This window comes from Kouleothrix sp. 19917 (assembly GCF_057073505.1).
This window is the reverse complement of record NZ_CP097099.1, coordinates 5,623,463-5,636,584: the sequence shown is the minus strand read 5'-3', so window position 1 is coordinate 5,636,584 and position 13,122 is coordinate 5,623,463. Positions and strand designations below refer to the sequence as shown.

Genomic DNA, 13,122 nt, shown 5'->3' with positions numbered 1-13,122 from the left:
GTGAGCGGGCGAGGTTAGTTGGCAGGTTGCATGTTGTCAGGTTGCAGGTTTGGCGTAGGGGCAAGGCTTGTCTTTGCCCCTGCGAGTGGGCGAACGGTTGATTGGTCACTGTTAGGGCGTATCGCATACGCCCGGCAACGGCTGATCACCTGTCGGGAACGAGTGATCACCTGCCGGGAACGACAGATCACCTGCCGGGAACGGCTGATCACCTGCCGGGAACGAGTGATCACCTGTCGGGAACGGCTGATCACCTGCCGGGAACGGCTGATCACCTGCCGGGAACGGCTGATCACCTGCCGGCAACGGCTGATCACCTGCCGGGAACGAGTGATCACCTGCCGGGAACGACTGATCACCTGCCGGGAACGGCTGATCACCTGCCGGGAACGGCTGATCACCTGCCGGGAACGAGTGATCACCTGCCGGGAACGAGTGATCACCTGCCGGGAACGGCTGATCACCTGTCGGGAACGAGTGATCACCTGCCGGGAACGACTGATCACCTGTCGGGAACGAGTGATCACCTGCCGGGAACGACTGATCACCCGCCGGCAACGACTGATCATTATTCGTCAATCTTCGCGCCCTTTGCGTTCTTTGCGGTGAATAATCCCGTCGTCGGTGGTCGTTCGTCTCTCAAAAACTCCGTGCCTCTGTGTCTCTGTGGTGAATTTTTCGTTCGTCGTTCGCCGCTCGCGCCCTTCGATACGCGGCTAAGGCCGCACTCAGGACGCAGCCATTCGTTCATCGTCAATCTTCGCGCCCTTTGTGTTCTTTGCGGTGAATAATCTCGTCGTCGGTGGTCGTTCGTCCTTCGTCGGTCGTTCGTCTCTCAAATCTCCGTGCCTCTGCGTCTCTGTGGTGAATTTTTCGTTCGTCGTTCGTCGGAAATAATGTGAACAAACGCCACCACATATTGCTGCTCTGGCTGGGCGTGCTGCTGGCACTCCTTGCCGTTGCGCCGCTCCAGGCGGCTGAGCGCCCGCAGGCGTGGGTGCGCTTCAGCCTGGGCGGCGCGGCACTGACCCTCTGCGTCGAGCCTGCCACCGCCGCCGCGCTTGCCCAATCGCCGAGCTTGCCCGCGCTGCAAGCCGCCGCCCGCGCGCCCGGGGCAACGCGCTGCAAAGCCGCGCAAGAAGTGGCTGCGCAGCAAAACGCGCCACGCGCCGGGCTGGTGATCGACTTTGGCGACGGGCGCGTGGAATCGTTCTGCATCGACCTGGGCGCGGGGGGCGAGATGAGCGGCGAAGAACTGCTGCGCGCCAGCCAGCTCCCGGTCATAATCGAGTACAGCGGGCTGGGCGGGGCTGTGTGCAAAATCGGCAACACCGGCACCAACTTCCCCGACGAGCCATGCTTCGCGCGCTGCACGCTGCGCCCCGGCGAGCCGTGCGTCTACTGGGTGTATTCGCAGCTTGTGAACGGCGCATGGCAGCAGCTAAACGTTGGCGCAAGCAGCCCGGTTCACCAGGGCGAGGTGTTTGGCTGGGCCTGGGGCGAAAGCAGTGTCGACGACGGGGCAAAACCGCCTGTTCGCACCTTCGGCCAGATCTGCGCCGCGCCCACGCCCACCGCCAGCGCCACCCGCCCGCCACAGGCGCAGCCCAGCGCGCCGTCGCAGCAGTTCTTCACGGTGGTGCCAAGCGCCACGCCCGCCAGCTCGCCCACCGCCACCAGCACGCCGCCGCTTGCGCTGGCACAGCCAAGTGCCACGCCCGCCGCGCCGCCCACGCTTGCGCCAGCCGCGCCAAGTATCGCACCTGCGCCAAGCGCCGCGCCCGTTCGCACAGCGGTGCTGGCCAGCGCGCCAAGCGCCACGCCCGCGCCGCCGCCGACGGCCACGCCCCTTCCTTCAAGCACGCCCATGCGCGACGTGCGCGTGCAGATTCCGATAGCGCAAAATGGGGCGCTGGCAGCCGAGCCAAGCGCCGCGCCAGCACCCAGCGTCGCCGCCAGTCCGCCGCCTGTGCCCACAGCCATTGCGCCAGGGTCGGCAGCGCCCGCGCCAGCTGCCAGCCCCACGCGCAGCTACCCAATCTTTGCTGGCCTGGCCGCGCTGCTCCTGCTGGCCTGGGCGCTGCTGCGCCGGAGGCGCCCATGATCCAGCGCACCCTGAGCGGCGCGATCTACGTGCTCAGCACCTTGCTCGGCGTTGCGGCCTTTCTCGCGCCTTTTTTCGCCGCAACCGTGCAGCAGAACAGCCAGCAACAGGCCGGCGCCGCCACTGCCCCGTTGCTGCTTACCGCGCTGGTCGGGCTGTGCTTCGTCGCGCTGCTGCTCGAAGTGCAGGGCTCCGAGCTAAGCGCCAAATCGGTGGCCTTGCTGGGCGTGCTGGTCGCGATCAATGCGGCGGCGCGCTTTGCCGAGGTCGCCATTCCCGGGCCGGGCGGTTTCACGCCGATCTTCATGCTCGTCATTCTGGCGGGCTATGTGTTTGGCGGGCGCTTCGGCTTCCTGATGGGCGCAATGACCCTGCTCGTCTCGGCGGTAATCACGGGTGGGGTGGGTCCGTGGCTGCCCTACCAGATGTTCACCGCTGGCTGGGTCGGGCTTTCCGCGCCGCTGGCCCGCCCGCTGGTGCGCGCGCTCGGCGGCGAGGGCCGCGCGGCCGAGCTGGTGGTGCTGGCGGTGCTGGGCGCGCTGTGGGGCTTCGCCTATGGCGCGATCATGAACATCTCGTTCTGGCCCTATGCCACCGGCCCGGCCGCGCAATACTGGGCGCCCGGCACCAGCCCGGCCGACACGCTGCGGCGCTACCTGGCCTTTTATGTGCTGACCTCGCTGGCCTGGGATGCCTTTGGCGCGTTCGGCAATGTCCTGCTGATCGTGCTGTTTGGCGCGCCCGTGCTGCGCGCACTGCGGCGCTTCCGCGACCGCATGGGTTTCGCCTACCAGCCCGACGGCGCACTTGAAGCATGATCACGGAGATGTTTGGGTTGCAGGGTGGCAAGTTCGTGCAAACTCAATATTCAAACCTGCAACCTGCAACCCACCCCTTCATCTTGCCGTCCCGTCATCCGCTCACGCCCATCCTTGACCATCCCCTCATCGCTGTGTTACAGTTACGGCCAGAAAAACCCGCTGTAATGGGCAGATAACGCAATGGCTACGATCACGCTCAACCCAGGAAAAGATCGCCCGGTGCAACAGCGCCACCCCTGGATTTTCTCGGGGGCCATCAAGGGTGTGCAGGGCTACGTTGGCCGCGGCGACGCGGTGGATGTGTGCGGCGCGGATGGCGAGTGGCTGGCGCGCGGCACCTGGAGCAGCGGCTCGCAGATCCGCGCGCGCCTGTTCACCTGGGAGGCCGACGAGGCGCTGGACGAAACCTTGCTGCGCAGCCGCCTGGAGCGCGCAATCGCCACCCGCGCCTGGCTGGGCCACACCGGCGACGCAGCCGCCTGCCGGCTGGTCTATGCCGAGTCGGATGGTCTGCCCGGCCTGATCGTCGATCGCTATGGCCCTTACCTGGCGGTGCAGCTGCTCACGCAGGGCATGGCCGCCCGCGCCGAAACGATCAGCCAGTTGCTGGCCGAAATGGTGCAGCCACGCGGCATCTACGAGCGCAGCGACCCCGAGATGCGCGAAAAAGAAGGCTTGCCGCCCGGCGAAGGCGTGCTGTGGGGCGAGCCGCCGCCCGAGCAGATTCGCACCGAGCAGCCCGGCGGGCTGGCCTTTCTTGCCGACTTACGCGCCGGCCAGAAAACGGGCGCGTACCTCGATCAGGCGCACAATCGCCTGCGCGTCGCGGCCTACTGCGCTGGCCAGAATGTGCTCGACTGCTTCTGCTACACGGGCGGCTTCAGCATTGCAGCCGCGCGCGCCGGCGCTGCGAGTGTCGTCGCCGCCGACAGCAGTGCGCCCGCGCTGGCGATGCTTGGGGCGAACGCCGACGCCAATGGCGTTGCGGGCATCGAGCCGGTCGAGGCCGATGTGTTCAAGCTGCTGCGCCAGTATCGCTACGAAAACCGCCAGTTCGACGTGATTATTCTCGACCCGCCCAAGTTTGCGCACGCCAACAACCAGATCGAGCGCGCCACACGCGGCTACAAAGACATCAACCTGATCGCCATGCAGCTGCTGCGGCCGGGCGGCGTGCTGGCAAGCTTCTCCTGCTCGGGCCTGGTTTCCGCCGACCTGTTCCAGAAAGTCGTGTTTGGCGCGGCCCTCGACGCCCACCGCGACGTGCAGGTGATCGAGCGCCTGACCCAATCGCCCGATCACCCGGTGCTGCTCACCTTCCCCGAGGGCGAGTACCTGAAGGGCCTGATCTGCCGCGTTTTATAGCCGATCTGCGGTGCGCGCCCGATGTTGGGCGGCGATACATCGAATTTTTTATAGCTGAATCGCACATCGCTATGAGCTACAACATTCTCGAAGATGGGCATGTTTCCAGCCCGAACGGCTTTCGCGCCACTGGCATTGCTGGCGGCCTGAAGGAAGTGCGCGCGCGCGACCTGGCGCTGGTGTATTCGCAACAGGCCTGCCGCGCTGCTGGCGTTTTCACCACCAGCACAGTTGTGGCCGCGCCCGTTTTCTTCGATCAGGCCATTCTGGCGCGCAATCGCGAGCAGATCCGCGCGGTGCTGGCAAATGCCGGGCAGGCCAACGCGGGCACCGGCCAGCAGGGTTTGAATGACGCGGTTGAGTGCGCCAAGCTCGCCGCCGACGAGCTTGAGATTCCGCGCGACAGCGTGCTGCTGCTTTCCACCGGCCAGATTGGCGTGCCGCTGGTGATGAACCGCATGAAAGATGCTGTGCGCCGCGCCGTTTCCGAGCTCGACAGTGGCGGCGGGCGGCGGGCCGCGCTGGCGCTGCTCACCACCGACACACGCCCGAAAGAGCGCGCCCTGGTGGTGTCGCTGCGCGAGGGCAAGAGCGTAACGCTGGGCAGCATGGCGAAAAGCGGGCGCATGGGCAGCCCGCATATGTCGAACACGCTGGCAGTCATTACCTCCGATGTTGTGATCGATGCCCGGCTGCTGGCGCGCTCGATTGAACACAGCGCCGCGCAGTCGTTTGGGCGGCTGGCGCTGGAACATTCGCCCCACCCCGCCGACGCGATTCTGGTGCTGGCAAATGGCGCGGCCGGCAACAGCCCGATTGTCGAGGCCAGCTCGTGGGAGTTTGGCGCGTGGCAGGAAGCGCTTGATGTGCTGTGCGCCGACCTTGCGCAGCAGGTACTGCGCGATGCAGCCACCGGCAGCAAACTGATTGGCGTGCATGTGCGCGGCGCGGCCAGCGAAGAAAGCGCCCGCCAGCTTGCCCACGCGGTGGCCCGCTCGTCGGCGGTGCGCTGGGCCTGCGCGCAGGGCGTGGCCGATTGGGGCGGGCTGCTGGCGTCGGTTGGTGCCAGCGGCATCGAGCTGCGCCCCGACGTGCTCGAACTGCGCATGGGTGCGGTGACCGTGATGATTGATGGCGCGGCGGCGCGCTTTGACAATGCGGCGGCGGTTCAGTCGCTTTCTGGCCCCGAAGTCGAGCTGGCGGTTGATCTGCACCTCGGGCCATACAGCGCAAGCGCCTGGGGCTGCACCACGCCTGCCGAATAGCTGCGGCGCGTGCCTGTGCACGGCGCTGCCACCGAAAACGTATGACACAGAAGCTGCCCATTTTCCCGCTCAACACGGTGCTCTTTCCCGGCGCGCCGATCCAGCTGCACATTTTCGAAGAGCGCTACCGCCTGATGGTGGCCCGCTGCATCGAGCAAGGTACCCCGTTTGGCGTGGTGCTCATCCGCTCGGGCAGCGAAGTTAACCCCGACGACCCGTGGTTTCGCCAGCAGATCGAGGCGGCTGGCGGCGGCGACCCCGAGCTCGACCGCCTGCGCCGCCAGCTTGGCGGCAGTGCTGTGCCGCACCCGGTTGGCACCAGCGCGCAGATCAGCACTGGCGAAAGCTCGCGCCTCGACGACGGGCGCTACTACCTGGTGGCCCATGGCCAGCGGCGCTTTCGCATCCAGTATATGGTGCAGCGCCAGCCCTACTATATCGCCTCGGTGGCCTACCTGCCGGAAGAAAGCGCCGGCCTCGCGCCTGGAACCGACGCGCAGCTGCGCAGCGTGTACACGCGCTACTGGCGGGCAGTCAGCGCGCTCACGGGCAGCGAGCCACCCAGCGAAACCTTGCCCGAAAACGTCGTCGATCTTACCTACTGGATGGCGCATCGCCTGCAAGTCGAGAACGAGCAGAAGCAGCGCTGGCTGGAAACCGACGCCGCTACGCGCCTGCGCGAAATGAGCGCCGCCCTGCGCGCCGAGCTGGCGCTGCTGCCCAGCACCGAGCCGGGCGAGCACGAGCGTGGTGGCCCGGGTTCGTGGAATTAGGGCACAAGGGTATGGGGAATAGGGTATAGGGGTTGGTTCTCGGTTGCAAGTTGGCACGTTGAACGTTCAGGTTTGCAGGTTGCCGGTTGCAGACTCAATCCCAAAACCTCTGCAAGTTGGCACGTTGAACGTTGCAGGTTTGCAGGTTGCCGGTTGCAGACTCAATCCCAAAACCCCAAACCCTTATGCGTTCTCGGTTCTCAGTTCTGTGGTTCTCGGTTCTGTGGTTCTGCCTATGATCATTGGCGCTTGCACAATTGTTCTCCACCTGCCGGGCGTGTTTTCGCTGAAGGAAAAGCGCAGCATTGTGAAATCGGTGCTGGCGCGCCTGCGTAATGAATTTAATGTCTCCACCGCCGAGGTGGATGCGCAGGATCAGCATACCCGCGCGGTGATTGGCGTGGCCTGCGTCTCGGGCTCGGCGGAATATGCGCGCGGCCAGCTCGACGCGGTGGTGCGCTGGCTGGAAGAAAACCGCCCCGACGCGCCCGTGCTCGACTACGAGATCGAACTGCTGTAGCCGGCGCGGGTTAGCGGGGTTGCATGTCGGAAGGTTGCAGGTTTGAAGGTTTTGAAGTTGCAGGTTGTAGACTCAATCACAAGACCGTTCAAATAATCACCAAGGCACCAAGGTTTTGTGGCATTCAAAAGCCCTCTGTGCCTCTGTGGTAAGCGTTCCTGTCATCTTGTCAACGCTCAATCGCGCGAACCTGTAAACCTGTGAACTTGTAACCTGTTAACCCAAAACAAAGCACTCAACGCTTAAAACTTCATGGATGAACTGCTGCTCTACCCCTTCCCAGCAATCGTTGGGCAAACCGAAATGAAAACCGCGCTGGTGCTGGCGCTGGTGAACCCGCAGGTTGGTGGCGTGCTGCTGACCGGGCCATATGGCGTGGGCAAAACCACCGCTGTGCGCGCGCTCACCGACATGATGCCGACGATCGAGCGCGAAGAGCGCGACGACGAGGGCAAGGCGGTGCTGCGGCGCGGCCCGATGCGCATTATCGAGCTGCCGCTGAATGCGCGGCTGGAAGACGTGGTAGGCGGCATCAACGAGCGCGTGGCGCTCGAGCAGCAGCGGATTCTGCTCGAAGAAGGCGTGCTGGCGCGCGCGCACCGCAACCTGCTCTACATCGACGAGATCAACATGCTCGAGGCGCGGGTGGTGGATGCGATCCTCGACGCCGCCGCCCAGGGGCGCACCTTTGTCCGGCGCGGGCCGATGACGCGCCTATTCCCTTCGCAGTTTGTGCTGATCGGCTCGATGAACCCGGAAGAAGGCACGCTGCGCCCGCAGATCCTCGACCGCTTTGGGCTGCGCGTGTGGGTCGCGCCGCTGGCCGAGCGGCAGCAGCGCCTGGCGATCTATCGCCATAATCACGCCTTTCGCACCGACCCCGAGGCTTTTCGCGCGAGCTACCTCGATGAGCTGGCGCGATTGCGCGACGAAGTGGCCAACGCCCGCGCCATCCTGCCCGAGGTTGTTATTGCGCCCGCCGCCGAAGAGTTTGCGCTGGCCTGCATCCAGGCGCTCAACATCCCTTCCCACCGCGCCGAAATTGCCTTGCTCGAGGCTGCCCGCGCCCGCGCCGCCGCCGACAGCCGCCGCGAGGCGAGCGTTGCCGATGTGATTACCATCGCGCCCCTGGCGTTGCGCCAGCGCCGCAGTGCGCAGCTCGAAGCCTACGCCGCGCAGATCGCCACCGAAGACAGCGCGATTGCAGCCGCGCTGGAGCAGGTGCGCGCCGCCAACAAAAACGGGCGGGCGCCAGGCAAGCGCGCCCACCCGAAAAACAAACCAGTTTAAATACAAACAGGGTCAGGTCAAAGGTCCAAAAATTCATCCACAGATTACACAGATGCCGCAGATGAGAGACCTCTATCTGTGTATACCAAGTTCGGATAAACTCTTACACTTTATTTGGTGTAATCTGCATAATCTGTGGATAGATCGCGTTCCGATTTCAACGTTGATATGACCCTGAAGCGTAAGAGCATTCTATAGTCACAAAGACACGAAGGCGAAAGTTCTTCGTGCCTTCGTGTCTTCGTGGTAAACGCCCTTCGCGTTCTCGTTTGAGGCATATTAGGATGAAGCGCTGCTAGCCGGCCTTTGCTCGCGTTTCCTCTTCGCACAGCGGCAGCCGCACCGTAAAGGTTGAGCCAACACCTTCGCTGCTCCACGCCTCAATTATGCCGCCATGCTGCTCAACGATCTGGCGCGCGCTCGCCAGGCCCACGCCGGTGCCCGCCACCGCGCCAACATTGCTGGCGCGCGTAAACTGCTCGAAAATGCGGCCAAGCTCGGCTGCCGGGATGCCAATGCCCTGGTCGCGCACGCCAATCACTGCCTGCCGCCCGCCGTTGCCCATTTCGCTTGCCAGCGTGATGGTTACCGCGCCACCCTTCGGGCTGTATTTGATCGCGTTCGCCAGCAGGTTCGCAAACACGCGCTCGATGCGTGCCGGGTCGACCATGCCAAGCAGCGGCTCGGCAGTGCCATGCACCTCGATTGTGTGCTGGCGCGTGCTGGGCCGCATTTCGTCGGCCACCTGGCGCACAATCGCGCCCACATCGCGTGGCATGTACGCCAGATCGAGCGGGCGGCCACTGTGCAGCAGCGAGGTATCGCCCAGCTCGCCAAGCTGGCGCTCGATCTTCGCGACCGACGACTCGATATTTGCCAATGCACTATTGAAGCGCGCCGGGTCGGTGTCGCCGCGCGCCACGCGCCGCTTGATCAGCTCGGCATAGCCTTTGATGCTGGTCAGCGGGTTTTTCAGATCGTGCGTAACCATCGAGAACAAAGCATCGCGCGCGTTCACAGCCTGCCGCGATTGCTGATAGAGCAGCGCATTATCTACGGCCACAGCCGCGCGGCCTGCCAATTCCTCGGCCAGCTTTCGATCTTCTTCGGAATAACAGTGCTGCGGGTGGGCGCGCACAAACGAGATCATGCCCAGCATCTGGCCGCGCGCCACCAGCGGCACCGCAATCAGCGATTCCCAGCCCAGCTCGCGCAATTCGGCTTCGCGGCCACGGCTGAGCAGCGGGGCGTGCTCCGAGGTTGCCAGCGATGGAACAAACACGGTTTGGCCCAGGCGCAACCCATCCGCGATTGACGGTTGCTGCGCACTTTCATAGGGGTAGGACGCGTGCAGGGCGTGAATCAGTGGAACCTTGCCTGCATCGATATGCGCAGCGGCGACCTCCTGCACGCCGCTGGCCCTTACCAGATGCACCGTGCACCAGTCGGCCAGCTCTGGTACCACCAGCGCGGCAAGCTGCGCCATTGTTATTTCGTAATCGAGCGACGAATTGAGCAGCGCGGCGGCGCGGGCCAGAAAGCGCTGTGTTTCACTCTCGCGCCTGCGCGCCGTCTGGTCGATGAACGAGACCACCACGCCTTCGATATGCCCGTCGGCATGGCGTACTGGCGCGGCATTCAGCACCAGAATCACGCGCTGGCCGTCGGGGCGCACAAACGCAAACTCCGCATCGTGCACCGGCTTGCCAATGCGAAGCGCCTTGATAAAGGGAAGTGCTTCCCTATCCAGCGGCTGGCCGCCAGCCGTTTCGAACTTCCAGTCGAACATTTCTGCCGATGCGCCAATCAGCGTGTTGGGTGCCAGCCCGAGGATCTGCTCGGCGGCGCTGTTGGCAAATACAATTTCACAGTGCTTGTTCAAAAATACGGTACCTGAGGCGTTGCTGTCGAGCATTGCAGCCTTCTCAGCGCGCTCGCGCTCGGCCTCGGCCAGCCGCAATTCCGACTCGCGCATCGCCAGGCGCAATTCGATCTCGGTCATCACCGCCGCAGCCAGGTCTTTCAGGATCGCGATCTCGTCGGCGCTCCAGATGCGCGGCACCGTGTCGATTGCGCAGAACGAGCCAAGCGCCGCGCCATCGCGCGTGATTAGCGGGATGCCAGCGTAGGCAATGACATGCAGGTCGGGGATGGCGAGGTTGTCGCGCACCAGCGGGTGCTCGCGCGCATCTTCGATGATCAGCGGCTCGCGCGAGATCACGGCGTGCTGGCAGAAGGAATGTGAAAGCGGCGTTTCGCGCTCGGAAGCCCAGGGTTCGCCCAGGCCAACGCAGCTTTTGAAGAACTGCCGATCGCTGTCGACCAGCGAAACCAGCGCGACCGGCACGCGCAGCACGCGCACGGCCAGGCGCACCAAACGATCAAATTCTTCTTCGGCCAGGCTGTCGAGCAGTTCGGTGCGGCGTAAGGTCGCCAGGCGCGCTGAATCGTGCAGTGCCTGGTCGCTTACATCGGCTGCGGGAAGCAAAAGTTGGTCGTTCATAGGGACTTCGGTGGCCTGGTAAAGGGCGCATCACGAGATGCTTGCGCATATCTCAACACACCATTGTGTAACGCTACAGGAGGAAGCGCGACAGTTATTATAGCATGCACGAAGATTACGTTGTCAGGCATTACGAAATATTTACCAAATGCGGATGCCCAAAAGATCAGCCAAATGGCGGAGCATTTATACGTATCATCAGGCATCCAGTATAACGCAAAAGTCGTATCATTCTAGTACACATGTTTTCATTCTACCACGCTAGCACAATGATGTGCACCACTTCCGCCTGCTTGCACAGCGGCGCGAATGGTGCCGTACAAACGTTCTGCGTCCGAGTGCTGTTTTGTTGACAAGCGGATTTCACAGCAGTATAGTATTGCAACTAATTGCAGAAAGTAATAATTGCAACTAGCGGTACCTGGTGTACCGGCTGCGGCCTGCGCGGCCCGGCGCACATGTGAGGAGGTAGGCATGCACATTCCCGATGGATACCTGAGCCCGGCAACCTGCGCGACACTGTATGTAGCGGCGGCGCCGTTTTGGTATGTTGCGCTGCAGCGCGTGAAGCGGCTGCTGAGCACCAGGCTGGTTCCCCTGCTTTCGCTGTTTGCTGCATTTTCGTTTGTTATTATGATGTTCAACCTGCCGCTGCCCGGTGGAACGACTGGCCACGCCGTGGGCATGGGCATTGCCTCGATTGTGCTGGGGCCGTGGGCCTCGATGCTGGCGGTTTCGGTGGCGCTGCTCATTCAGGCGCTGTTTTTTGGCGATGGCGGCATCACAGCCTTTGGCGCGAACTGCTTCAACATGGCGATTGTTGGCTCGCTGGTGGCCTACTGGGTTTACCGCGCAATTGCCGGCCGCACGGCGATCAGCAGCTCGCGGCGCGTGGTCGCTGGCGCGATTGCCGGCTATGTCGCGATCAATGTCGCGGCGCTGCTGGCGGCAATCGAGTTTGGCATTCAGCCGATGCTGTTCACCGACGCAAGCGGCGCGCCTTTGTATGCGCCCTACCCGCTGAGCGTCGCCATCCCCGCAATGATGCTTGGCCACCTGACGATTGCTGGCCTGGCCGAGCTGGTTGTGACGGGCGGTGTTGTGGCCTACCTGCAGCGCTCCGACCCTTCGCTGCTGAAGCTCACCGCGCCCAACGCGCAGGAAAGCGCCGAAGGGATCGAGACGGTCGAGCGGCGCGGCGGCTGGCGCACCGTGCGCCCGCTGCTGATTGGGCTGGCGGTGCTGATGGTGATTTCGCCGCTGGGCCTGCTGGCGGCCGGCACGGCATGGGGCGAGTGGGCGCCAGAAGATTTTGCCGACCACCAGGCGCGTCAGGCGATCGAAAGCGGCTCGCTGAATGCGCAGGCGCCCGCGCAGGCTCCTGCCGGTCTGGAGCGTTTGTCGTCGGTGTGGACCGCGCCAATCTCGGGCTACGCGCCGGCGTTTATGCAAAGCGCGGAGTTCGGCTACATCCTCTCGGCGGTGTTTGGCGCGGGCCTGATCCTGCTGACCTTCCTGCTGATTAGCTGGATTGCGCGGGCGGTGCGCGGCCGCGACCCCGAACCAAGCCCGCCATCACCCGGCAGATCGCTCTAGCTGAGGAACGCGATGGCTGTTTCCAACCAGGCGGCCGGCCCTGCCCACACGCATAAGCGCCGCGCCAGCTTTGTCGAGCGCACGATTGGCGATCTGGCCGGCGCAATGGAGCGCTCGCTCTACGCCGAAGAGCTGGCGCACACCGACGGCCTGCTCCAGCGGCTCGATCCCCGCGTCAAAGTCGTGGGCCTGCTGGCGCTGATCGTCGCGGCGGCGCTGGCGCGCAATATCCTTGTGATACTGGCGCTATTTGCGGTGGCGCTGGCGCTGGCGCTCCTGTCGCGGGTACCATTCCGCACGCTGGCCACGCGTGTGTGGGTCGGCGCGCTGCTGTTCACCGGCACAATCGCGCTGCCGGCGATTTTCATCACGCCCGGGCAGGTGCTGTATCGCCTGCCCGTGCTGGGCTGGCCGATCACGGCGCAGGGCCTGGGCAGCGCAACCTACCTGATCGCGCGCGTCGAAACGTCGGCCACGCTGGCGCTGCTGCTTATTTTATGCACGCCGTGGACGCATGTGCTCAAGGCGCTGCGCGTGCTGCGCGTGCCGGTGGTGTTTGTGGTCATCCTCGGCATGACCTTTCGCTACATCTTTCTGCTGCTGCAAACTGCGCGCGATATGTTTGAGTCGCGCCAAAGCCGCATGGTTGGCACCCTTGAAGCGGCCGAGCGGCGGCGCGTGGCGGCCTCGAGCGTGGGCGTGCTGCTGAGCAAAACGCTCAGCCTGAGCAGCGACGTGTATATGGCGATGCAGTCGCGTGGTTTTCGCGGCGAAGTGTACACGCTCGACGAGTTCGCCATGCAGGGGCGCGACTGGCTGGCGCTGGCGCTGTTCCTGGCGCTGGCGGCGCTGGCTGCGTGGTTTGGCCGTTAATTCCATAACAAG

Annotated in this window: 11 protein-coding genes; 9 read left to right on the top strand and 2 right to left on the bottom strand. The window is 64.1% G+C overall.

What is annotated here, in order from left to right; translation table 11 throughout:
• Nucleotides 1-14 precede the first annotated feature (14 nt).
• A complete protein-coding gene (locus M1P90_RS22755) occupies nucleotides 15-569 on the bottom strand; it encodes a hypothetical protein (RefSeq protein WP_483697720.1) in 555 nt (184 codons plus the stop codon).
• Nucleotides 570-898: 329 nt separating this feature from the next.
• Between M1P90_RS22755 and M1P90_RS22750 the strand changes: the two genes are divergently transcribed.
• The 7 genes from M1P90_RS22750 to M1P90_RS22720 all read left to right on the top strand — a co-directional run bounded on the left by M1P90_RS22750 (nucleotide 899) and on the right by M1P90_RS22720 (nucleotide 8,138).
• The gene (locus M1P90_RS22750; protein WP_483697719.1) at nucleotides 899-2,104 is read left to right on the top strand and encodes a hypothetical protein; all 1,206 of its coding nucleotides are present in this window, start codon (nucleotides 899-901) and stop codon (nucleotides 2,102-2,104) included.
• Nucleotides 2,101-2,922, top strand: a complete 822-nt coding sequence (locus tag M1P90_RS22745; protein WP_483697718.1) for an ECF transporter S component — start codon at nucleotides 2,101-2,103, stop codon at nucleotides 2,920-2,922. The genes M1P90_RS22750 and M1P90_RS22745 overlap by 4 nt, the downstream gene beginning before the upstream one ends.
• 183 nt (nucleotides 2,923-3,105) lie before the next feature.
• A complete protein-coding gene (locus M1P90_RS22740; protein WP_483697717.1) occupies nucleotides 3,106-4,290 on the top strand; it encodes a class I SAM-dependent rRNA methyltransferase in 1,185 nt (394 codons plus the stop codon).
• Nucleotides 4,291-4,361: 71 nt separating this feature from the next.
• On the top strand, nucleotides 4,362-5,555 hold the full coding sequence (locus M1P90_RS22735; RefSeq protein ID WP_483697716.1) for a bifunctional ornithine acetyltransferase/N-acetylglutamate synthase: 1,194 nt from the start codon (nucleotides 4,362-4,364) through the stop codon (nucleotides 5,553-5,555).
• A 41-nt stretch (nucleotides 5,556-5,596) separates the two neighbouring features.
• A complete protein-coding gene (locus tag M1P90_RS22730) occupies nucleotides 5,597-6,328 on the top strand; it encodes an LON peptidase substrate-binding domain-containing protein (RefSeq protein ID WP_483697715.1) in 732 nt (243 codons plus the stop codon).
• A 235-nt stretch (nucleotides 6,329-6,563) separates the two neighbouring features.
• On the top strand, nucleotides 6,564-6,848 hold the full coding sequence (locus tag M1P90_RS22725) for a DUF503 domain-containing protein (protein WP_483697713.1): 285 nt from the start codon (nucleotides 6,564-6,566) through the stop codon (nucleotides 6,846-6,848).
• Between the two features lie 252 nt (nucleotides 6,849-7,100).
• On the top strand, nucleotides 7,101-8,138 hold the full coding sequence (locus tag M1P90_RS22720) for a magnesium chelatase ATPase subunit I (protein WP_483697712.1): 1,038 nt from the start codon (nucleotides 7,101-7,103) through the stop codon (nucleotides 8,136-8,138).
• A gap of 295 nt (nucleotides 8,139-8,433) precedes the next feature.
• Here M1P90_RS22720 and M1P90_RS22715 read toward each other — a convergent pair whose 3' ends face one another.
• Nucleotides 8,434-10,641, bottom strand: a complete 2,208-nt coding sequence (locus M1P90_RS22715; protein ID WP_483697711.1) for a sensor histidine kinase — start codon at nucleotides 10,639-10,641, stop codon at nucleotides 8,434-8,436.
• Nucleotides 10,642-11,115: 474 nt separating this feature from the next.
• On the opposite strand from M1P90_RS22715, the gene cbiM reads away from it, so the two are divergent.
• Complete coding sequence (gene cbiM / locus M1P90_RS22710; protein WP_483697709.1) at nucleotides 11,116-12,237, top strand: cobalt transporter CbiM; 1,122 nt, start codon at nucleotides 11,116-11,118, stop codon at nucleotides 12,235-12,237.
• Nucleotides 12,238-12,249: 12 nt separating this feature from the next.
• Nucleotides 12,250-13,110: a cobalt ECF transporter T component CbiQ gene (gene cbiQ, locus M1P90_RS22705; RefSeq protein WP_483697708.1), complete on the top strand. Its 861-nt coding sequence runs from the start codon at nucleotides 12,250-12,252 to the stop codon at nucleotides 13,108-13,110.
• The last annotated feature ends 12 nt before the right edge of the window (nucleotides 13,111-13,122 follow it).